This is a genomic window from Acinetobacter sp. YH16040_T (assembly GCF_024605785.1).
Taxonomy (GTDB): Bacteria; Pseudomonadota; Gammaproteobacteria; order Pseudomonadales; family Moraxellaceae; genus Acinetobacter; species Acinetobacter amyesii.
The window spans coordinates 21,844-44,014 of record NZ_CP094542.1; the positions used below are offsets into that span (position 1 = coordinate 21,844).

Below are 22,171 nucleotides of genomic sequence, written 5' to 3' on the forward strand. Positions count from 1 at the left end.
TTGTATGCAAAAAATCAAAGAACTAATAAAACCACAACTAGATGATCTATTTGTTGATATTCATAAAATGGTGAAAAAGTCGCTAGATAGACAGCCTTCTCCACCTGAAGTATTGACGAAAGAAATGCAGCAAAAACTTGATCAGCAGATCGCTGAAAAATGGCATGACATTAAAGATAGTGTTGATTGTTTGAGTCAAAAGTTGAGCCGAGACGAACAATCAAAACTGATGCAATTTACTGAAGATGAATTTAATAAAAGAAGGAAGCAATTCAACCAGAATGTAGATAAAAAATCATACAGAATTAAGCTAAATCCACATACTAAACGGATCGTACTGCCTAGAAAAATTGAGAGTACAGAGTCACGGTTAGAACAGGGGCATCTACATATCCATGTACTTAAGGAATTAAGGCAGTATTGGCAAGATTCATTTGAATATTGGAATGAACCAAAGTACTTATGGGGAAATTTATGCTTAAGTTTTATATATATTTCAGGCTGTGCAGATGAACAGCATTTGATTGCTATTCAGAAGCAATTGCAGGAGGCCATTGAGCTTGGTACAGATCTGAATTGTTTTCGGTTATACCATTCGGACTACAAAAAAATCACTAATCCATTGTTACTACATTATCGTGTTGAAAACTCTCAATATGGCAACGATGTAGAACAGGGAAAGTTGTACCAATGGAAACATGTTTTTTTTAACCCATATGCGCAGTTCATTTTGCAATATTTAAAAAAGTTGAAAGCTGCTCAGAAAGAATTTTGTCTGCAACATTCAGTTGAAGATTGTATTTTAGAAAGCTTGAGTAAGATAGGCAGGAAAAAAAGTCTTGGGGATCTGCAATATCAAATTAAACGCCGTGGATTTCGTGCATTTAATGATGTGCAAATGGTACTCGAATTTAATCCAAACCTCAGCATAGATATATTTTTGAGTAATGTGCTTCAGCAAGAGATTAATACTGTTGCTTTAAGGCCATCCGAATTTAGATTGCTGTGGAATAATGATTACAATCAAGTCACAGAACCAGATAATCGCCCTATTCATTTTGAACAAGAGCAGTTACTTCCTGAAGTTCCGACTGTTCAAAGCAAATTACAAACGATTCCGTATGAGTTGATGTTGTTTGGTCAAAAGAAACGTAAAGGTCAAAAAGTTGAGCGTTTAGATAAAAAGAGGAATAAAGAAGAACGCACGCTACGTTTTTGGCAAGAAACTAGAAGGGTGTTAGAGGAGAAGATAGTTGATGCTAATACGGAGGAAAAGTCTTTAATTGATGCTCAACTACGCTTAATTCACTGGTTAATGCATTTAAAAAAACGAGGGCTTCAATTATCAACTATTGAAAGCTACTTAGGATCGTTTGGCAAAGAATTTATATTTGAGATTTGGCTCAATAAATTAGATTTAAAGCAACAATCCATAGATGACTATGAGGATTTATATCGGCAGCTATTGAAATACAGCAGTGAACGTGATGAAAAAGCAGTTCAACGAGATTCGGTGAAAGGAAAAACCTCTCGTAAGATGCACCAAAGCGCAGAATACCGTTTTGGTCGCCTAAAAGATTTTCATCAATTCTGTATAGAGAATTATGATGCTCCAGGGGTATTGGTGTTACAGAATTCAAGTTTTAAGCATTTACAAATTTGCAATGCACGGCTAGTGAGTCCTTTGCTATTTGGCAAATTATTGGAAAAACTAGAAAATTTAAGTCAAGAGCCAACGGCATCAGAGTGGGTCGATCATCTGAGTTGTTTAAAGCTGATGTATTTACTAAGTTATAGAACTGGACTTCGATTAAATGAAGTTCGTTGTCTTAAAATACAAGATATTATTTGCCCAGAGCTACTTTATAAAGAAAAAGAAAATACAGTTTTTAATAATATCACGCTTCATATCCAAGACAATTCATATCGCCGTCTGAAAACGCGAAGTGCGAATCGTCAAATACCATTGAAAATTGCATTGTCAGAACATGAGTTTTTAGTAGTACAACGTTACATACAACATCGTTATGAGCAATATTTGGTTAATCAGCAGGATGATCTACTTTTTAGTGTGAATCATCGTGTATTAACTGATCAATGTATCAGCAAAATTACAGTAGATTTGTTTAGTCAAATATTAGGTATGCATCATGGCTTTAGTTTTCATACATTACGCCACAGTGCTGCTAACTATCTAGCAATAACTTTGCTCGGTTCAAAAGAAATGATCAAGACCTACACAGATTGTCCTTGGGTAAAAGCAAAAAAGAGGCACTGTTGCAAAGTTAGCGATGAGGCAGCCTTTTGTCTTATTCAAAGGCCTTACATTTCAAAAACTCTGCTTACCAGGCGCATTTCGCCCAGGGGATCACCATAATAAAATGCTGAGGCCTGGCCTTTGCGTAGTGCACGCATCACCTCAATACCTTTGATGGTGGCGTAAGCCGTCTTCATGGATTTAAATCCCAGCGTGGCGCCGATTATCCGTTTCAGTTTGCCATGATCGCATTCAATCACGTTGTTCCGGTACTTAATCTGTCGGTGTTCAACGTCAGACGGGCACCGGCCTTCGCGTTTGAGCAGAGCAAGCGCGCGACCATAGGCGGGCGCTTTATCCGTGTTGATGAATCGCGGGATCTGCCACTTCTTCACGTTGTTGAGGATTTTACCCAGAAACCGGTATGCAGCTTTGCTGTTACGACGGGAGGAGAGATAAAAATCGACAGTGCGGCCCCGGCTGTCGACGGCCCGGTACAGATACGCCCAGCGGCCATTGACCTTCACGTAGGTTTCATCCATGTGCCACGGGCAAAGATCGGAAGGGTTACGCCAGTACCAGCGCAGCCGTTTTTCCATTTCAGGCGCATAACGCTGAACCCAGCGGTAAATCGTGGAGTGATCGACATTCACTCCGCGTTCAGCCAGCATCTCCTGCAGCTCACGGTAACTGATGCCGTATTTGCAGTACCAGCGTACGGCCCACAGAATGATGTCACGCTGAAAATGCCGGCCTTTGAATGGGTTCATGTGCAGCTCCATCAGCAAAAGGGGATGATAAGTTTATCACCACCGACTATTTGCAACAGTGCCGATAAAAATATATCATCATGAACAATAAAACTGTCTGCTTACATAAACAGTAATACAAGGGGTGTTATGAGCCATATTCAACGGGAAACGTCTTGCTCGAGGCCGCGATTAAATTCCAACCTGGATGCTGATTTATATGGGTATAGATGGGCTCGCGATAATGTCGGGCAATCAGGTGCGACAATCTATCGATTGTATGGGAAGCCCGATGCGCCAGAGTTGTTTCTGAAACATGGCAAAGGTAGCGTTGCCAATGATGTTACAGATGAGATGGTCAGACTAAACTGGCTGACGGCATTTATGCCTCTTCCGACCATCAAGCATTTTATCCGTACTCCTGATGATGCATGGTTACTCACCACTGCGATCCCCGGGAAAACAGCATTCCAGGTATTAGAAGAATATCCTGATTCAGGTGAAAATATTGTTGATGCGCTGGCAGCGTTCCTGCGCCGGTTGCATTCGATTCCTGTTTGTAATTGTCCTTTTAACAGCGATCGCGCATTTCGTCTCGCTCAGGCGCAATCACGAATGAATAACGGTTTGGTTGATGCGAGTGATTTTGATGACGAGCGTAATGGCTGGCCTGTTGAACAAGTCTGGAAAGAAATGCATAAGCTTTTGCCATTCTCACCGGATTCAGTCGTCACTCATGGTGATTTCTCACTTGATAACCTTATTTTTGACGAGGGGAAATTAATAGGTTGTATTGATGTTGGACGAGTCGGAATCGCAGACCGATACCAGGATCTTGCCATCCTATGGAACTGCCTCGGTGAGTTTTCTCCTTCATTACAGAAACGGCTTTTTCAAAAATATGGTATTGATAATCCTGATATGAATAAATTGCAGTTTCATTTGATGCTCGATGAGTTTTTCTAATCAGAATTGGTTAATTGGTTGTAACACTGGCAGAGCATTACGCTGACTTGACGGGACGGCGCTTCCCTACCCTCATGGCCGCCTCCCAGGAATCGACCCAGGTGCTTATCGTGGACATAATCCTTTACTCATAAATTTATCTTATTCCATTATTGTACCTGTCACGCAAAACTTGCAGAAAAGCCATAAACGCAGGAGAATCCTGTCGGCGGTGAGGATAATAAATATGGTAGCCGTCAAAATATGGACACCACTCGGTCAGAACAGCAATCAGCTTGCCGCTTTTGATATATCCATCTGCAACATACTCGGGAATATAGGCAATCCCCAGCCCGTCTAATGCTGCATCGAGCTGATGAATCGTGCTGTTCGCAATATATTGCCCTTTGACTTTCAGACTGAATTTCTGAGCATCTTTCTCGAATTCCCAGGCGTACAATCCACTCGTATCAGAATAGCGGACGTTAATGCAGTTGTGGTTCAAAAGATCCTGCGGCTTCCTGGGCTTAGCATAACGCTTAAAATGGCACTGTTGCAAAGTTAGCGATGAGGCAGCCTTTTGTCTTATTCAAAGGCCTTACATTTCAAAAACTCTGCTTACCAGGCGCATTTCGCCCAGGGGATCACCATAATAAAATGCTGAGGCCTGGCCTTTGCGTAGTGCACGCATCACCTCAATACCTTTGATGGTGGCGTAAGCCGTCTTCATGGATTTAAATCCCAGCGTGGCGCCGATTATCCGTTTCAGTTTGCCATGATCGCATTCAATCACGTTGTTCCGGTACTTAATCTGTCGGTGTTCAACGTCAGACGGGCACCGGCCTTCGCGTTTGAGCAGAGCAAGCGCGCGACCATAGGCGGGCGCTTTATCCGTGTTGATGAATCGCGGGATCTGCCACTTCTTCACGTTGTTGAGGATTTTACCCAGAAACCGGTATGCAGCTTTGCTGTTACGACGGGAGGAGAGATAAAAATCGACAGTGCGGCCCCGGCTGTCGACGGCCCGGTACAGATACGCCCAGCGGCCATTGACCTTCACGTAGGTTTCATCCATGTGCCACGGGCAAAGATCGGAAGGGTTACGCCAGTACCAGCGCAGCCGTTTTTCCATTTCAGGCGCATAACGCTGAACCCAGCGGTAAATCGTGGAGTGATCGACATTCACTCCGCGTTCAGCCAGCATCTCCTGCAGCTCACGGTAACTGATGCCGTATTTGCAGTACCAGCGTACGGCCCACAGAATGATGTCACGCTGAAAATGCCGGCCTTTGAATGGGTTCATGTGCAGCTCCATCAGCAAAAGGGGATGATAAGTTTATCACCACCGACTATTTGCAACAGTGCCGTTCAGGCAGTACTTCATCAACCAGCAAGGCGGCACTTTCGGCCATCCGCCGCGCCCCACAGCTCGGGCAGAAACCGCGACGCTTACAGCTGAAAGCGACCAGGTGCTCGGCGTGGCAAGACTCGCAGCGAACCCGTAGAAAGCCATGCTCCAGCCGCCCGCATTGGAGAAATTCTTCAAATTCCCGTTGCACATAGCCCGGCAATTCCTTTCCCTGCTCTGCCATAAGCGCAGCGAATGCCGGGTAATACTCGTCAACGATCTGATAGAGAAGGGTTTGCTCGGGTCGGTGGCTCTGGTAACGACCAGTATCCCGATCCCGGCTGGCCGTCCTGGCCGCCACATGAGGCATGTTCCGCGTCCTTGCAATACTGTGTTTACATACAGTCTATCGCTTAGCGGAAAGTTCTTTTACCCTCAGCCGAAATGCCTGCCGTTGCTAGACATTGCCAGCCAGTGCCCGTCACTCCCACTCTATTGATGTGTGCTTAAAAAACAGGAGGGTTTAACTTGGTAAACTATACATACTCATTAGGAGTTTACCATGAGCAAGAAACAGAAGACTTACACCGCAGAATTTAAAGCTGAAGCCATAAAAGCCATTGAAGAGAACCAAGGTAATGTATCGGAATCCGCTAGACAACTTGGCATTTCAATGCAAACCCTTTCGAACTGGAATAACAAAGCAAAGGCTGGAACTTTAGCAGGCACAAAACAGTATTCGCCCGATCTAAACGCCTTACTCGAAGAAAATAAGAAGCTTAAACAACAGCTCAAAACAGCTGAAATGGAACGTGAATTTTTAAAAAAGGCAGCAGCGTACTTTGCCAAAGAAAGTCAGTGAGGTACGCCTATATGAAATCGCAAAGCCACTTATTTCCGATTATTTTAATGGCTCGATTACTTCGTGTATCCGTTTCTCGCTTTTATGATTGGCTAAAGCGAGGCATGAGTAAAAGATCAATTCAGCGAAATCAGCAGACAATTTTGGTCAAAATAGCCCATGAAGAAACCAAACAAAGCTATGGCTATGTTCGATTAACCAAGCATTTACAAGCGCAAGGTATCAAAATAAGTACGTATGCTGTGCGCCAAATAAAAAAATCAAATCAGTTGTATTGTAAGCGCCATAAGCGTTTCAAAAGAACCACGAACAGTGATCACAACCGTTCTATTTATGACAATTTACTCAAGCAACAGTTTTCAATGACGAAGCCTAATCTTGCGTGGTCGAGTGACATTACCTACATTTGGACGGCTGAGGGCTGGTTGTACTTGGCAGCTGTCAAAGATCTTTACACGAAACAGGTTGTTGGCTATAGCTTAAATGAGCGCATGACAGCCAAGCTTGTTTGTGATGCATTGAATATGGCTATTCGCAATCAGAAACCTGCTAAAGATCTCATTGTACATTCAGATAGAGGCAGCCAATATTGCAGTAATGAATATCGAAACTTACTTGAGAAATTTGATTTTCAGGGTTCAATGAGCAAAAAAGGCGACTGCTTTGATAATGCACCGATAGAGAGTTTCTGGGGCATACTCAAAAATGAACTAGTCCATCATCGCAACTACAAAACAAGGGAAGAAGCCAAAGCGGATATTACAAAATATATAGAGTTATTTTATAATCAGCGAAGAATTCAAAAAGGCTTGGATTTTAAGACACCAAATCAAATGGCAGAAGACTTTTATCGGTTAGCTGCCTAGAATCTCCCAAGTGAAAGTCTCCTGCTAATTCAGCACACATCACTGTTGATAAATTTTCTAAACAAAAAGGATCAAACTAATCTATAAGCTTTGTGGGTTAGAAAAAAAATAACTCACTTTGCATTGATCATATTTAAATTCTTGTTTTATCCATAGCACTAACCTATTAATTTTAAAAAATAATAGGTACTGGCTAAATAGCAAATCGATACATATCTTTTTCATAGAGGAAATATGATTTTAGTAAGTTCTTGTCTGGCTGGCTTAAAGGTACGTTATAACGGGACGCATAGCTTAAACGAAAAAATCGAAAAATTAGTCAAAGATGGAAAAGCTACTATGGTATGTCCAGAGATTCTTGGCGGTTTATCAACACCACGCGAACCTGCCGAGATTTCGGGAGGTAATGGCGATGATGTCTTAGATGGAAAAGCCTGTGTAATTGAAAAATCAGGAAAGGATGTGACTTCAATCTATATTGAAGGGGCATATAGAACTTTAAAAAAAGTTCAATTATTAAAAGCTACTCTGGTAGTGCTTAAAGAAAATAGCCCTTCATGTGGTAGTTCAATGATTTACGATGGTCAATTTAATGGGAATAAGATCTATGGCAATGGAGTTACCTCCGCTTTGCTTAAACGTCATAATATAAAAGTCATTTCAGAAGAAACTTTTTGGCAACTTTTACCCTAGTTCCTCCGCTTTTATTTAAAATCTTCATGCAACTCCAACCACGCCCCCCTTTGCAATATCAAGTCTCTTCGGTATTTAGAGATATAGTGAGGTAATAATCTAAGAAGCATATCCATTACTTCCACATCAGTTAAAAAGTAGTGGTTCAATTTTATGCTGTAATTCTTTAACAATTTTAGCAAGCTGATCATGTAAAACTAACCAACATTGCTCATGACCTTGCCCAATATATTCATCTATTATGAGTTGCAAAATGTCTTGATCTATCTGACTTAAGAATTCTAAAAACCATGTCGCAGCAACATCCTTGGCAACTATTGTTTTATGATCTAATGTATAAGCTATACGGCATAGCGCTAAAATTTGATTACATTCATCCTGATCGTCTTTCCAATGAGCAATAATTTGTGGATAAGTTTTTTGCATGGCAAATATTAATTGTTCATAGCTAATTGGATTTAACCAATCGCAAATATCAGGTCCAAAGATAGTAATGTTATGTAATTGGGCAGTTTTAAGTAAAATACTAATATCTGGATCAGATTGACTATAAAGTAATTCACCTTTGAGTAATTCTTCTCTCAACCACTCGCCATATTGTAGCTGATATGTATATGGATGATTTTTATTGGTAATACTCCCTTTTTCTAATATCGTAATTTCTAAGGCACGCGCTGTAGCATGACCAATCGGAACAGATATATTTAGAAAATTCTGCGCTAATTGTTTTCTTTCCTGATCGGTAATTTCACGTTCAATAATAACTAAAATATCAAGATCACTTTTATGTTTTAAACCACCATCAACATACGAACCATATAAATAAATAGCATAAAGCTTATCTTTAAAATTTTTTTGTAAAAGCTGTTTTACACTTTCAACTTGGCGACACTCTTCATCATTTAAGCTTTGCATATGATTTTTAATTTAAAAAAATAAGTAATGAATTCATAGAGCATTATACAGAATAAGTGTAAATAATTTAATCAATTAGTAAATAACATACTATTTTTACAATATATTTACTTTCAATATAGAGTTTAATACATAAAACTCTATCAATCAAAAAAAGCTTGAAACAACATCTGAATAGTAAGAGTCATTTCCTCCTCACTTAGAGATGGATCCGGAAATTTGAACAACTCCTATAAGTGATACTCTGCTCCTCAAATGATGTTATAAACATCAATATATGGAGTATTTTATGGCACGTAGACCAAGAAGAAATCATTCAAACGACTTTAAGGCTAAGGTAGCACTTGCTGCGATCAAAGCAGAAAAAACACTTGCTGAATTGAGTTCTGAGTTTGATGTTCATCAAAACCAAATTATTGACTGGAAAAATCAATTGATCTCAGCTTCCTCACAAGCTTTCGATCAATCAAAAGCTCCATCAGAACCTCCCATTGATCTTAAAAAGTTACATGCAAAAATCGGTGAGCAGGCATTAGAAATTGATTTTTTAGAAGGTGTGTTGAAGAAACTGGGCCGCTTCAACCACAAAAGTTAATCGATCACTCACTTCAGATTTCAGTATCTAAACAAGCTAAGTTACTGAAAGTCTCTCGTGGTTGTTATTATTATCGCCCAAAACCTGTTAGCTCATCAGATCTGAAGCTGATGCGATGTATTGATGAATTACATATGCAATATCCTTTTGCAGGCAGTCGTATGATGCGTGATTTGTTGAATCGTCAAGGGCATCATATAGGACGACGTCATACACGTACTTTAATGAAGAAAATGGGTATTCAGGCGTTATATTGCAAACCAAATTTAAGCCAGGCTAATCAAGCTCACCGTAAATATCCATATCTGCTCAAAGGATTGGCTATTCAGCGCAGTAATCAAGTGTGGTCTACGGATATAACGTATATCCCTATGGCAAAAGGCTTTGTTTATTTATGTGCTGTGATTGATTGGCATAGCCGCAAGGTACTTGCGCATAGGGTATCGATTAGTATGGAGGTGGATTTTTGTATTTCGGCTTTAAATGAAGCGATTGAAAAATATGGATCACCTGAAATATTGAATACAGACCAAGGCAGTCAGTTCACCAGTGATGCATTTATTGATGTATTGAAATCAAATGGCATTCAAATCAGTATGGATGGTAAAGGTCGATGGGTAGATAATGTGATGGTTGAACGATTATGGCGGAGCGTTAAATATGAAGAGGTGTATCTCAAAGCTTATAGCAGTGTCACAGATGCGAAAAAGCAATTGAGTGCATATTTTGAGTTTTATAATCTGAAACGACCTCATTCGAGTCTAGACAAAATGACACCAAATGAGTTTTACTATGATCAGCTACCCCAACAAAACAAGGTGGCTTAACTAGAGCGGAATATCACTTATAAATACGCTTTTAGTTGTTCAAACAAGTGGAACCACCTCTGTTTGTAATGATATTTTATAAAATTCAATATTAGATCTGCAGAGAAAAACTTATCAAACTAAGTATTGGCTAGTCTTTTTCTTCGAAAAACTTATCAAACGAAGTATTAAGTTAATCTTTTTCTTCAACTTCTTCCTTAAACTCAAACAAATCATTCATCGTACAGTTAAAGTACTTACACAACTTATCGGCGACTGGTAATTCAATACGTACAGCACGGTCATAATACATACTTGTGAGCGTGTTGCGATTGATACCTGTTGCATGCACCACTTCACTTAATTTTAAAATTTTTCTATCGCCCATGAGGCTAGATAACTTACAAGTAATCATATTTAAATTAATTTACAAAAAATAACTTGCTGTGGGTTATTTGAAGTTGTTGACTGAGTAATACTTTGCTAAAATTAACCTACAGCAGGTTATTACAACTTATAGAAAGTATATTTTATCCATTTCAACTAAATTATAACTTTTTAAATATAAGGATTGAACCTGCATTAGATTATTTTGTGGAGATGACCGCCGTGTTACCAAATGAGTTATTGATCAGCCAGCAAGCTCGTGACTTAGGAAATCAATTAATTAAAGAAATGAACATCAATAGAAGTTATGGAATGGCTAATTTTCTTGGAGTAAATACTTGCTATGATAATCATCAGGCTGTACTTATTTGGACATTTCAACTGCTTGAAAGGGAACCTGCCTTAAATGAATTAGCAGAAATTAAAAAATATTTTCTTTTAATCTTTCCAGATAGTGTTTATCAATTAGCCTAAGTTGTTTTTAAAATTAATTTATTAAATAAAAAGCACTAAATCAAAGAAAGCTTTATTTAAAAATACCTATTAATTCAAAAACATACCATTTACTGAATATATGAAGCATAGGTTCCTGCTCTATCACTCACTCGTACTAAAATTACATCGCTCTTTTTACTGATACTAAACAATTTATGTCCACGCCACGTTCTGCGGCTTCGAGGGCTAGTTTTTGTTGAACCACTGAGAACAAGGACAACAAACTGCCTACTATATTTTCCCGGAGAGTGGTGTAGGAACTTTTTCATTATTGCTAATCATATCAGCGACAACATCAGCAACGAGCTCCTCTATTCCTGAGAATGCTTTAGACTGATCCGCATCAAGCCAAGACAATGATGGAAACTCAGCACATCATTCGTTTAAGACCTATTTTAATGACGGCACTGGTCGCAAGTTTAGGTTTTATTCCAATGGCGTTAAACACTGGAATTGGTGCAGAAGTACAACGACCACTAGCAACAGTTGTTATCGGCGGTATTGTATCTTCTACAATTTTAACTTTGTTTGTATTGCCTATTTTATATCAATGGGCGCATGGCTCTGAGAGTAGCAAACAGCAATCCGACGAAATTTAAAATCAAAAAAAGCAGCTTAATTACTAGGTTATGCCTAATTAAGCTGCTTTTAATATTGTATGCCCAACATTTTATTGATAAAGCTTACTGCGCTTCATCCCGACAATTTTCATTTAAAAACTCAAACTCTATCGTTGTATGCGATAAATGATAGGAAGATAATTTAGCTGCAACTTCTTGTTTAAGCCTAATTAATTCTTTAACGTCAAAGTTGTCACTCAGCTCAAGGTGCGCTGTTAAAACGTGACTTTCACCATCTAGTGACCAAAAGTGCATGTGGTGGATACCATTAACTTCAGGAAATTCCATTAGTGATAGTTTAATACGCTTTTGAGTCTCTTTATCGGGTGCAGCTTGAAGAAATAAAACGAGTGTTGATTTCAGGTTTTTGAAAACATTAAACAAGATGAACAGCGTGAACCCTATTGATAAAAGGGGATCTAATATCGGCAGTTCAGCGAACAACAGTACGATAGAGACTATAAGAACGGCAACCCATCCAAGTACATCTTCAAGAAGGTGCCATGTCAGCACTTTCTCATTTAATGTTTCACCCGCTTTTAATTTTAATACAGCATATCCGTTAACGGCAACGCCGAGTATCGCTAGCCCTAACATCCCCTCGACTACAGGCATTTCAGGATTGGACAGCTTTGGAATTGCTTCAAATAAAATCCAAATTGAGCCAATGATTAAAACAATACTGTTTATCAATGCGCCAAAGAGAGTAAGTCTACGATAACCATAACTAAACTTATCTGATGCTTCTTTATCTGAAAAACGACTTAAAATCCACGCAAAACCTATTGAAAGACTATCACCAAGATCGTGAACTGCATCTGCCATTATCGCCGTACTGTTAGTGAGCCAACCACCTATAAATTCGATAATAGTGAATGTCACATTAAGGAAAAATGCCCAACCAATACGGTCATCTTTACCATGTTGATGACTATGATTATGGTTGTGCATTTTGTACCTCTAGTACTTTTCTATTTCTTAGTTTTGATACATTCATATTAATCAAGTGACGTATCAAGCGTTGATATATCCAGCGTTTGAACCCCGACAAGTTAGTCCCTTTTTCGAGATAGAACTCATCAGGGGAATCATAAAGCCCAAAGTCATCATGAATACCTTCTTTTTGAATATAGGTATTTTCTCCACGCCAATCTGTATCTGGTGATGAAAAGCACTTTGTTGCAACACCATAACCACAAAAATCATCTTTTACAAACTGATAAGCGGCACCAATTTTGTTGAAGTTATCCAAGTTTTTCCACCTACGTTGATCGATCAAGGATTGGATATCTTTGTGTTCAAAATTAACGATATTCGTATTGTTTAAATATTTCTCAGTCATTTTTTATATATCCTTTTCGTTGCATACTTATACTATAGACTCTATAGTAACTATAGAGTCAAATGTCTGGGGGAAATTGATGAAAATAGGCGAATTGTCAAAAAAATCGGGCTGTTCAATACAAACGATTAGATATTATGAAAGAGAAGGATTACTGTTAAATCCAAATCGTTCAGAAGGTAATTTCAGGCTGTATGATAGCAAAGCACTTAAACAATTGGAATTCGTAAAGCATTGTCGCAGCCTAGATATATCACTCAATGATATTAAACGTCTTATCGAATTAAAAAATAAGCCAGAAGAAAGCTGCTCTAGCGTTAATGCATTAATTGATCAGCAACTTGCACTAGTGAATAAACGCATGAAAGAATTAAGGGCGCTTAAAGCTGAATTACAACAAATGGCTAGTGCTTGTGGTTCGAACAACCCAACATACTCATTATATTCTGCTGACCATGTAACACGGCAAGTATATTGTTTACTATCCATTTGAAACCCCATAATGTTTTAAGTCTATGTATAAAAGTACGATTTTCACTTAGCAGTACTTAAATAATCACCCCACCACTGCATCATTTCAGTCCGCTGGGCTAAATAGTCAGCGTGATTATAGCTGGCACGGGTACGGTTCTTATCAATATGTGAAAGTTGTGCCTCAATCCAGTTATCCTGGAACAAACCTGAGTCATTCAAAATGGTACTAAAAGTGGAACGTAGTCCATGAGAGGATAATTGATGTTTTCCATAGCCCATCTTACGTATAGCCATATTTAATGTATTAAAATGAATCGGTTGATTATGTTTCCGTGGGCTAGCAAAAATGTACTTTTCACCGTATGACCATTGCATGACGTCTTTTAAAATATCTAAAGCCTGATCTGAAAGTGGAACTAAGAAGTCGGGAATCTCATGGCCTAATATGACTTTTCGTCGAAACTGTTTAATATGCAAGGCAGGTATTTTCCAGACTTTTTCATTTAAATCAAAATGATGAGGCTCAGCCAATAACAATTCAGCCCCTCGCACGCCAGTATGTAATTTGAACAGCAGTGCTTTTTTAATAATCGGATGGGCATCCAATTTTTGTAATTTATACTTAAAATCAGATATATCCTCCGCTTTCAAATACGGATAATTTTTCTTGATTTTACTGTTAATGGCGATTTTATTTAAACCATGCGCGATGTTGAATTCACAATAACCCATCGCTACAGCGTAGTCATAAATTTGGTTCAAATAACTACAAGCTTTCTTGACAGGTTCTTTTACTTGGCGTCCCTCTATTTTTTTGATTACTGAAACCAGGTCATAACGCTTGATGTTTTGAAAAGGTAGATCCTGAAGGTCTGGATAAATATCTTGCTGTAAGCATCTTTCTGCTAACTGTAGTACACCACAGCGGGGTAGATCGTTGAAGGCATTTTTCAGTTTGAACTGTAACCACTCCTCCCCGACCTTACCAAAGGTGATGACATTAGAGGCAGTATCTTGTTCAAAACAGAAATCATTGTCTTTAAAGTCATCTCTGACTTGTCGTGCCTTTTTCAGCGATAAATCAGGATAACGACCTAACTGAATGCGTCGACGTTTTTTAGTTTGTGGATCTGTATAGCGATAGCACCAAGATTTTCTTCCACTCGGCTCAATCTTCAGGCTAAGCCCATCTTCATCGGATAAAAAACTGGTTTTTTCCTTACAATGAGCTTGGCGAACTTTAATTTCAGTAAGACTCATGGAATTTAAATGAAACCTAACAATGGGTTGATTGGATCAATTATATCAAAATAGAACGCTTTATGTATGATGCGTACACTACGCATCATATATATTTGTAATATATTGTTTTATATATTTAATATTTTAAGTATTTGTATTTTAGTAACCATTATAAGTACCACCTCTTCTTTAAGTTCCCAACAACTCACTTTTTCTGTCATCAATGTTAAATAAGTCTTGTGCTTTAAATTCTTAGATGACCTCCTCTACCCTTTATTATCATTTTTATAAAAGTAACTATATGTACTCATTAAAATTTGTAGAGCTCAAAAACAAAAAAGACCGCTATATAGCAGTCTTTTAACTTAATTAAATAATAATTAATTCATTTTCATCATAAGTGCATAAGCATCACGTTTGTTTTGACGCAATGATTCTATCTCGGACTTCGTCAGCTGTTTTACGAGAGTAATTAACTATAACTAAAAATATAGACAAATATTTGCATAAGTTCTCATTTTGTCTATGTCGATTCAGTAGTGGCAAGGTGGGTATTTATTAGAGATTTAAATGATTATCTTTTGTATTTTAGGTGAGTGTCTTGGTATATTAGCATCCATATCTATTGATTATCCAATCCCTTAACCTAGGCATGACTTTGTGAAATTAACACGCATCCACCATTGTAAAAACTTGAATGTGCAAAAGTACAAACAGCTTGAGAAACAAGCTGTTTTACTTGGTCGTATTCGTAGCGAGGTGTGGGCTAAATATGGTGCTATTTCAGGTTTGAATATCAGTGACAGAGCTATTCGTGATGCGTGGATGAAAGAAAGTCGTGACTTTGGTGTTTCTGCAAATGCGTGGAAAGAAACGCTACGTGATTGCATAGGTGATATTAAAGCCTATCGAGAAGCATCAAAAGACAAAGTAAAGCAGGCGATCCGAAAACGCACCTCCTGTAATAATGAACAAAAAAGACTATACACCTTGCTTAAAAAAGATGAATGGATGACTGATAATTTCCTCCATCGTCAAATGCGTAATCACTTTAAGCATGGTGTTAATCACACACATAATCAAATTATTGTTCGTGCGGATATGTGTAAAACCTTTGAGTTAAATGGTCAATGTTGGCTTAAAGTACCAAGCCTAATCCCTCGACAAACCATTAAAATCCCATTAAATACGACTGTTGATTTTGCGCCACAAGGCACACTTAGAATCATTCTAAAAAACGGTAATGTTGAAGTTCACTCAACTTATGATGCAGTTGAAACACAGGATTGTGGTCAGGAAACCGTAGGTGTTGATAAAGGGTACTCAGAAGCTTTTGTGGACTCTGATGGCGATGTATATGGGAGTGGTCTAGGCAAGCTGATCTCAAGTGAATCAGATTATTTAAATCAAAAGTACAAGCACAGAAACAAGCTCAGAGCGATTGCTAAAGCTAAACCACACAAGAAACAGAAAATTGAGTTAAATAATCTAGGTCGAAAAAAACTAGATAAGCGACAAGATACTCAAAAAGCAAAGCTCAAAACATTAATATTTACAGCAACTCACAAGTTGGTTGATAAAGCCAAAGTGATTGTTGCGGAAGATTTAACATCCCCAATTCAAAGTAAACGCAACTATGGCAAAAACACCAATAGACGCTTAAATACATGGGCTAAAGGTTTGTTAGCTAATGCCCTAACTTCTATATCTCACCGTAGAGGTTCTACGGTGCATCTAGTCAATTCTGCATATACTTCGCAAAGTGATTCTTTCTTGCATGGCCTTTTAATAGGTACACGTAAGGGAGATCGTTTTCACCGTTTCAATGGGGAAGTTGTGCAAGCTGATTGGAATGCTGCGAGAAACGTGCTTGCAAGATTAAACGACAATGAGATAAGTCGTTATACGCCTTACAAAACTGTAAAGCGTATATTGCAAGAACGGACTGACCGCTACAAGTCGGAACTGACCGACTCAGGCTCTAGTTACACGCTTGGCAACAAGACATTAACAGAGTGCGAATTAGTCCTTGAGTATGTTTGAATACATTTTAAGGAACAGTAGGATAAAAACATGCACTTATTTAAATTAACTGACGAACAACTCGCACAAATTCTTATCCCGAAACGATTTGTACCACCTACTCCACCTGAACATGAAGGCAAGAATATGGTCTATGTATTTGATAGTGAGGATAAGTTTGAACTGACTTATGATGAGCTGGTGGAAATCATTAGCAAAGCTAGAATGGCTGGTCCGAAGTTGATACCTGTCTTAGGCACCGTGAATTAAATTGTGCAGTGTTCGCACGCCACTTGAAACATAACTTGATTGGAAATGAATTTGGGCTGAGAAAAATTCAGTTCAAATTTAACCTGACGGGCACACTAAAAAATGGGTAATTGTCAGATCGAGTTTGGACTACAACACTTTAGCTCATCGATTTACCATACCGCTAATCTTCACACCATTTTCGTAAATCCAGCGATCAAACTGTGATACTACATTCCGCTTATTAATCCAAGTCAGCATGGTGCTTTTCATAAAGGCAGTTTACTTATAAACAGGGAAATTTCTAAACAATTCCCCTTTAACATGCTTAGGCTATTTGATCCAGAGTTCATCTTTTTGCATCATTTTTAACATTAAATTAAATATAACCAGCGGAGTAACATTTTTTTTGTTAGAGCCGACAACTCTTTGAAAACTAAATTTAACGGTTCGCTCAGGAGCATCCAAATTAACTGGGTAGTTTTGTTTTTCTAAATACAGATGATCTCCTAACATTGGCTCTATACCAGTAATAAAATTAACAATTTGTTGCTCATCACCTTTCATTCGGCATTGAAAATGTAGAAAATTCTTACGCAGTTTTCCAAATAATAATAATATTTTAAGCGCCTTAACCATGTTCTTTTCTTTCAGTGCATCTTGCTGCCTATCATCTTTATAATGAAAATCAAGGAGAGGAATTATTTCATCTGGACGAGTCAGTTTTTTAGCCTTTTCGTAAAGTTCATCAAACCAACTCTCTTCTAAATTCTTACTATAAACATAATTCGTTTTTAAATTAAATTTTTGGCGATCCATCCATTTAGTGCTCATCCATTGACATCGTTGCATCCATTCTTGAGCTTGGGTATCTTCGCTTAATCGACCTTCTCTAAAACTTATCAAACGTTGAAAAGGTGTCAGAGTACTCTTCTCTATACTAAACTTCTTTTCTTGTCGGCCAGCCATCGTAACTGGCTGTGTTTGCTGATAAGAATTAAACCATTTCTGCTGCTGAGTATAACGATTTAGGTTTATGTAGTCTGTACTTGACTTCACTGGACTAAAACACTGTTCTAATACTTTTTTTGAAATGATACACGGCGAATTATAAATTCGATCGACTGCTAATAAATCCAAAACATGAAGGTAATTTGAAGCCGTTTGCTCAATACTGCTATGCCCCATCCAAGAGGCGAGCACCTGCCATTTATGTTGAATAATCTCTTCTTGAGCACGTGCTTTCATACCAAACAATAAATCCCTCATCTTTTTTGGCACTGTTGCAAATAGTCGGTGGTGATAAACTTATCATCCCCTTTTGCTGATGGAGCTGCACATGAACCCATTCAAAGGCCGGCATTTTCAGCGTGACATCATTCTGTGGGCCGTACGCTGGTACTGCAAATACGGCATCAGTTACCGTGAGCTGCAGGAGATGCTGGCTGAACGCGGAGTGAATGTCGATCACTCCACGATTTACCGCTGGGTTCAGCGTTATGCGCCTGAAATGGAAAAACGGCTGCGCTGGTACTGGCGTAACCCTTCCGATCTTTGCCCGTGGCACATGGATGAAACCTACGTGAAGGTCAATGGCCGCTGGGCGTATCTGTACCGGGCCGTCGACAGCCGGGGCCGCACTGTCGATTTTTATCTCTCCTCCCGTCGTAACAGCAAAGCTGCATACCGGTTTCTGGGTAAAATCCTCAACAACGTGAAGAAGTGGCAGATCCCGCGATTCATCAACACGGATAAAGCGCCCGCCTATGGTCGCGCGCTTGCTCTGCTCAAACGCGAAGGCCGGTGCCCGTCTGACGTTGAACACCGACAGATTAAGTACCGGAACAACGTGATTGAATGCGATCATGGCAAACTGAAACGGATAATCGGCGCCACGCTGGGATTTAAATCCATGAAGACGGCTTACGCCACCATCAAAGGTATTGAGGTGATGCGTGCACTACGCAAAGGCCAGGCCTCAGCATTTTATTATGGTGATCCCCTGGGCGAAATGCGCCTGGTAAGCAGAGTTTTTGAAATGTAAGGCCTTTGAATAAGACAAAAGGCTGCCTCATCGCTAACTTTGCAACAGTGCCCAATTTCGTTCAGATCATTTGTATTACGTGCCAGACGATCAATACTATGAACATGCACCGTATCACCTTCACGCAGATAGTCGAGCATTGCATTTAACTGAGGACGTTCACGGCTACCACCGCTTGCCTTTTCAGTAAAGGTCTTATCCAGGCTGATTCCATCTAATTGACGTTCAGTATTTTGTTCAGTTGAACTGACTCGAATATATCCGACCTGATTAGGCATTCTGTACCGTTAGAGTTTAGATAATTAAATACATATTGTACCGAAATTAAATATTAAGTCTATAAATACGGTTTTTGAGTTGCTTTTTAAGACTTTATTTTGTTCCGTTAGGCTATACTCTAAAGATACAAAAAAAACTTATAAAATACGATAAGTCAGTTAAATGATGCCTACTTTTCTGCGGATCTATCCAGGTTGTTTACTTGGATAGATGTCCTCGAAAATTAGTCATCCCATAGAATACTTTTAAACAACTCAGCATCTTTGAGCCTGTTGTCTTCTGTCTTACTTTCCGTATTTAAAAACTGTCTAAAATCTGACAATTCATGCTTAAAATTCGAATCGTTTTTTAGCTTATTAAGAACCCATGCACCTAGCAAGATTTTACGTCTTGTATCGTTTTTGCGCTCACTTTCAGAAAGCTGTTTTTTCTGACGTTGTTCAAGCTGTTTGCGTTTCTCTTTTGCTTGCTCAAGTCGTTTAAGTTCCGCAGCTTCTTTTGCTTTTGCTTCCTCAAGTTGCTGTTCAAGTGTTTTACGTTTCCGCTTTACTTGCTCTTTTTGCTGTTCAAGCTCTGATTCAAACATTTTTCACCTTTAGAAGAAAAATTGATAGTTTGAATATCCAATATCCCGACAAAAAAAACAAGGCCCAACAAATCTTGCAGCAAACTCCCACTTCTGCTATCGTGATTTTTCCCGAAGTGAAACGAAGGGCGCACTTTACCATTGAAAAAATCTTCGATTTTTTTATAATGGAAGTACGGTAGGGGAGTCCTCCCCTTACGACCCCTGACCAACCGATGCAGGTTGGTAATTTTGCGTTAGCAAAATTAGATTAGTGCCGAGAGTGCAAGATGGCGATTTATCATTTTTCAGTGAAGACAATCAGCAGATCAGATGGACGTTCTGCAGTTGCAGCTGCAGCATATCGCTCTGGCTCAAAACTTGTCTGTGAAAAAACTGGGGATGTAAAAGACTACACAAGAAAATCAGGCGTTGAGCATAGTCAAATTTTTGCTCCTGATTTTGCCGACTCATCATTACTCGACAGAAACACACTCTGGAATACAGTCGAAAAAGCTGAACGCAGAAAAGATGCAGTGGTTGGTCGTGAATTTGAAATAGCTTTTCCGCATGAACTGAATGCCGAACAACGACAACAAATGCTTGCCGAGATCTGCACTCGACTTGTCGAAAAATATGGCGTGATTGTTGATGCAGCAATTCACCAGCCGCATAAATTTAGAAATAAGAATGATGAAAACAGCGAAGAAGATAACAAGAATTATCATGCACACATCATGTTTACACCTCGCTCGATTGACCCAGACTTTGGATTTTTTGCGAAAAAGAAATATCGAGACTTCAACAAAGAATGCTCAAGTGAAACTGTCAACTTTTGGCGTGAAGAATTTGCAGAAATTACAAACCGTCATTTGGAAGATGCAGGCGTTGAAAGCCGAGTCGATCACAGATCTTATGTCGAGCAAGGAAATGGCTTAACTCCCACTTTGCACGAAGGCCCAGCTGTAACTGAAATGAGAAGAAAGGGTATTGACTCAGAAGTTGCTAAACTCAATGATGCAATCAAATTACAAAATGCTGAGATCAAGAAATTACAAGAACTTGATCAAGAAATTATTGTTTCTGAAAAACTACTTTCTCAAACTGATTACAGTCACTTGCTCAAAGAAATCGAGCAGCTTGATCTCGCAGAAAATCATATTGATTTTGAGCTTGAACAATTTGCACGACAAGCAAACGAAATCGACTTAGCTTATGAAAAATTTAGTGAGCTGCAGAAAGTTGCAATTGAATATGTGAAGTCCTGCAGGTCAATCAATGACAGCACAAATGCAGATATTGCGAGCATCAAAAAGCATCATTCGAAATCACAAAAGTGGCTTTCTAGAAAGAATCTTAGCGAAAATTATTTTTCACAACATGAAGGTTTATATCGTGATGAAACACCCAGCTTTTATATTTCGACACACAAAGCGAACTTTAAAATTGAATCACTCGACCGCAAACGTACTGAAAAATTTGTGACGTTAGCAAAACAGCAAAATATTAGTGAAGTCTTTGCAGAGCTGGATAAACACGCCAAATTTTTGACTGAACAGGGCATCGAATTACCGATAGAAAAAAGCAATTTCTTGCAAAAAATTGGCTTTCAGAAATTCGAAAACTATCACACAGCAAAAGAGACTTTCGTCATGGTTCTTGAGCCGATTATAAAAGAGCATGATATTCAAGAATCGAAATCACTTGTATCACGCTATAACGCAAGCATTGAAGAAGAAAAACATGTACTTGAGCAGTCGAAAAAAAATGCGCTTGAAGAAGAAAACAGACGCAAGCGTGAACTTGAATATTTCAAACAACGTGACAGACAGCGAGAATTTGAAAATAACAGCACATACAAGCCGAAAAATGACAAAAAAGGTCCTGATTTCGATATGTAAAACAAAAAACCTCCAAACGGAGGTTTATTTTATACTCTATTTTGCGCTGATTGCTCGAATTTTATGCATTAAACAGAAAATATATAGATGTACCACATTGCATTCAAAGTGTCTTAAAACTCAAATGAGAGCGTTTTAGCGAGTGTCTACGAGCGACACAACAAAAATTCGCGCCTAGACTCTCTGAAAAACAGCTTTTTAGGCTGAGAAGCCTAAATAAGCGTAAATCACATGCAGATATTTGCACCTAGACCGAGCGGAGCGAGCATAAAAAACTTATGAGCGAAGCGAATTCCTAGTTCTTTTTCTTTTTATGATTTAAACCAGATATTAGCCAAAAAATTGCCCCAACGAACTGAGCTTTAGCGAAGTTCAATAGAGTTTGAGCGTAGCGAAAACCAAGGGCAATTTTTCATTTATTAATTTTAAAAGCTTTATTAAAAGCTTTTAATAGCTTTTAAAAAGCTTTTAAAAAGCTTTACGACTAGTCTCAATGTGTTGCTATACCAGTGTTT

20 protein-coding genes and 6 pseudogenes are annotated in these 22,171 nt (G+C 38.7%); 12 read left to right on the forward strand and 14 right to left on the reverse strand.

The annotated features are described in order from the left end of the window. Positions 1-4 precede the first annotated feature (4 nt). Positions 5-2,269: pseudogene (locus MST16_RS17080) on the forward strand (tyrosine-type recombinase/integrase); the annotation flags it as partial. 53 nt (positions 2,270-2,322) lie between these two features. On the opposite strand, the gene MST16_RS17085 reads toward MST16_RS17080, so the two are convergent. Continuing rightward, positions 2,323-3,027 (reverse strand): IS6-like element IS26 family transposase, encoded by a 705-nt coding sequence (locus MST16_RS17085; RefSeq protein ID WP_001067855.1) that lies wholly within the window; start codon positions 3,025-3,027, stop codon positions 2,323-2,325. 129 nt (positions 3,028-3,156) lie between these two features. Here MST16_RS17085 and MST16_RS17090 point away from each other — a divergent pair, with 129 nt between their 5' ends. Continuing rightward, the gene (locus MST16_RS17090; RefSeq protein WP_000018323.1) at positions 3,157-3,972 is read left to right on the forward strand and encodes an APH(3')-I family aminoglycoside O-phosphotransferase; all 816 of its coding nucleotides are present in this window, start codon (positions 3,157-3,159) and stop codon (positions 3,970-3,972) included. A 136-nt stretch (positions 3,973-4,108) separates the two neighbouring features. Here the strand turns inward: MST16_RS17090 and MST16_RS17095 are convergent, their stop codons facing one another. The 3 genes and pseudogenes from MST16_RS17095 to MST16_RS17105 all read right to left on the reverse strand — a co-directional run. Then, positions 4,109-4,510, reverse strand: coding sequence for a LysR substrate-binding domain-containing protein (locus MST16_RS17095; RefSeq protein WP_001183556.1), 402 nt, complete (start codon positions 4,508-4,510; stop codon positions 4,109-4,111). Positions 4,511-4,549: 39 nt separating this feature from the next. Next, a complete protein-coding gene (locus MST16_RS17100; protein ID WP_001067855.1) occupies positions 4,550-5,254 on the reverse strand; it encodes an IS6-like element IS26 family transposase in 705 nt (234 codons plus the stop codon). Positions 5,255-5,315: 61 nt separating this feature from the next. Then, a pseudogene (locus MST16_RS17105) lies at positions 5,316-5,669 on the reverse strand (transposase zinc-binding domain-containing protein); the annotation flags it as partial. Positions 5,670-5,861: 192 nt separating this feature from the next. Here MST16_RS17105 and MST16_RS17110 point away from each other — a divergent pair. Both MST16_RS17110 and MST16_RS17115 read left to right on the forward strand, forming a co-directional pair. Further along, positions 5,862-7,027 (forward strand): IS3 family transposase gene (locus MST16_RS17110; protein WP_119285041.1). Its coding sequence is split into 2 segments (ribosomal slippage): positions 5,862-6,120 and positions 6,120-7,027, totalling 1,167 coding nucleotides; the frame shifts between segments, so codons are not numbered across the junction. A 234-nt stretch (positions 7,028-7,261) separates the two neighbouring features. Next, entirely contained in the window at positions 7,262-7,720 is a 459-nt protein-coding gene (locus MST16_RS17115; RefSeq protein ID WP_077170035.1) for a DUF523 domain-containing protein, read from the forward strand. Between the two features lie 126 nt (positions 7,721-7,846). Here MST16_RS17115 and MST16_RS17120 read toward each other — a convergent pair whose 3' ends face one another. Next, positions 7,847-8,635 carry an aminoglycoside adenylyltransferase domain-containing protein gene (locus tag MST16_RS17120; RefSeq protein ID WP_038350081.1) on the reverse strand — a complete coding sequence of 263 codons (789 nt, stop codon included), beginning with the start codon at positions 8,633-8,635 and terminating at the stop codon, positions 7,847-7,849. 277 nt (positions 8,636-8,912) lie between these two features. On the opposite strand from MST16_RS17120, the gene MST16_RS17125 reads away from it, so the two are divergent. After that, positions 8,913-10,057, forward strand: a protein-coding gene (locus MST16_RS17125) for an IS3-like element ISAba14 family transposase (RefSeq protein ID WP_099046175.1) whose coding sequence is annotated in 2 segments (ribosomal slippage) — positions 8,913-9,177 and positions 9,177-10,057 — 1,146 coding nt in all. Because the reading frame shifts where the segments join, the coding sequence is not laid out codon by codon here. 172 nt (positions 10,058-10,229) lie between these two features. On the opposite strand, the gene MST16_RS17130 is transcribed toward MST16_RS17125, so the two are convergent. After that, complete coding sequence (locus MST16_RS17130; RefSeq protein WP_004658364.1) at positions 10,230-10,451, reverse strand: helix-turn-helix transcriptional regulator; 222 nt, start codon at positions 10,449-10,451, stop codon at positions 10,230-10,232. A gap of 194 nt (positions 10,452-10,645) precedes the next feature. Here MST16_RS17130 and MST16_RS17135 point away from each other — a divergent pair, with 194 nt between their 5' ends. Further along, positions 10,646-10,897, forward strand: a complete 252-nt coding sequence (locus MST16_RS17135) for a hypothetical protein (RefSeq protein ID WP_004658363.1) — start codon at positions 10,646-10,648, stop codon at positions 10,895-10,897. A gap of 252 nt (positions 10,898-11,149) precedes the next feature. On the opposite strand, the pseudogene MST16_RS17140 reads toward MST16_RS17135, so the two are convergent. Further along, a pseudogene (locus MST16_RS17140) lies at positions 11,150-11,293 on the reverse strand (antitoxin HicB); the annotation flags it as partial. On the opposite strand from MST16_RS17140, the pseudogene MST16_RS17145 reads away from it, so the two are divergent. Next, positions 11,293-11,517 (forward strand): annotated as a pseudogene (locus tag MST16_RS17145) (efflux RND transporter permease subunit); the annotation flags it as partial. The pseudogenes MST16_RS17140 and MST16_RS17145 sit on opposite strands and share 1 nt — an antisense overlap. 84 nt (positions 11,518-11,601) lie before the next feature. Here the strand turns inward: MST16_RS17145 and MST16_RS17150 are convergent. Together MST16_RS17150 and MST16_RS17155 are read right to left on the reverse strand one after the other, a co-directional pair. Continuing rightward, positions 11,602-12,489 (reverse strand): cation diffusion facilitator family transporter, encoded by an 888-nt coding sequence (locus tag MST16_RS17150; protein WP_127800877.1) that lies wholly within the window; start codon positions 12,487-12,489, stop codon positions 11,602-11,604. Further along, positions 12,476-12,880, reverse strand: a complete 405-nt coding sequence (locus tag MST16_RS17155) for a hypothetical protein (RefSeq protein ID WP_163146585.1) — start codon at positions 12,878-12,880, stop codon at positions 12,476-12,478. The genes MST16_RS17150 and MST16_RS17155 overlap by 14 nt, the downstream gene beginning before the upstream one ends. Before the next feature lie 79 nt (positions 12,881-12,959). Between MST16_RS17155 and MST16_RS17160 the strand changes: the two genes are divergently transcribed. Next, on the forward strand, positions 12,960-13,373 hold the full coding sequence (locus MST16_RS17160; RefSeq protein WP_005245163.1) for a Cd(II)/Pb(II)-responsive transcriptional regulator: 414 nt from the start codon (positions 12,960-12,962) through the stop codon (positions 13,371-13,373). 41 nt (positions 13,374-13,414) lie between these two features. Here MST16_RS17160 and MST16_RS17165 read toward each other — a convergent pair whose 3' ends face one another. Continuing rightward, positions 13,415-14,614: an integrase arm-type DNA-binding domain-containing protein gene (locus MST16_RS17165; protein ID WP_005245164.1), complete on the reverse strand. Its 1,200-nt coding sequence runs from the start codon at positions 14,612-14,614 to the stop codon at positions 13,415-13,417. 642 nt (positions 14,615-15,256) lie between these two features. On the opposite strand from MST16_RS17165, the gene MST16_RS17170 reads away from it, so the two are divergent. Both MST16_RS17170 and MST16_RS17175 read left to right on the forward strand, forming a co-directional pair. After that, on the forward strand, positions 15,257-16,639 hold the full coding sequence (locus tag MST16_RS17170; protein WP_159153749.1) for an IS200/IS605 family accessory protein TnpB-related protein: 1,383 nt from the start codon (positions 15,257-15,259) through the stop codon (positions 16,637-16,639). A 30-nt stretch (positions 16,640-16,669) separates the two neighbouring features. Then, the gene (locus tag MST16_RS17175) at positions 16,670-16,888 is read left to right on the forward strand and encodes a hypothetical protein (protein ID WP_000550047.1); all 219 of its coding nucleotides are present in this window, start codon (positions 16,670-16,672) and stop codon (positions 16,886-16,888) included. Between the two features lie 144 nt (positions 16,889-17,032). Here the strand turns inward: MST16_RS17175 and MST16_RS17535 are convergent, their stop codons facing one another. Then, a complete protein-coding gene (locus MST16_RS17535; protein ID WP_372551473.1) occupies positions 17,033-17,140 on the reverse strand; it encodes a hypothetical protein in 108 nt (35 codons plus the stop codon). Positions 17,141-17,200: 60 nt separating this feature from the next. Beyond that, positions 17,201-18,142, reverse strand: a pseudogene (locus MST16_RS17185) (site-specific integrase); the annotation flags it as partial. Between the two features lie 64 nt (positions 18,143-18,206). Between MST16_RS17185 and MST16_RS17190 the strand changes: the two are divergent. Then, complete coding sequence (locus tag MST16_RS17190) at positions 18,207-18,911, forward strand: IS6-like element IS26 family transposase (RefSeq protein WP_001067855.1); 705 nt, start codon at positions 18,207-18,209, stop codon at positions 18,909-18,911. 53 nt (positions 18,912-18,964) lie between these two features. On the opposite strand, the pseudogene MST16_RS17195 reads toward MST16_RS17190, so the two are convergent. Continuing rightward, positions 18,965-19,189 (reverse strand): annotated as a pseudogene (locus MST16_RS17195) (recombinase family protein); the annotation flags it as partial. A 224-nt stretch (positions 19,190-19,413) separates the two neighbouring features. Then, positions 19,414-19,776, reverse strand: coding sequence for a hypothetical protein (locus MST16_RS17200; RefSeq protein WP_180092617.1), 363 nt, complete (start codon positions 19,774-19,776; stop codon positions 19,414-19,416). Positions 19,777-20,045: 269 nt separating this feature from the next. Here MST16_RS17200 and mobQ point away from each other — a divergent pair, with 269 nt between their 5' ends. Continuing rightward, positions 20,046-21,656, forward strand: coding sequence for a MobQ family relaxase (gene mobQ, locus MST16_RS17205; RefSeq protein WP_180092620.1), 1,611 nt, complete (start codon positions 20,046-20,048; stop codon positions 21,654-21,656). Positions 21,657-22,171: the final 515 nt, after the last annotated feature.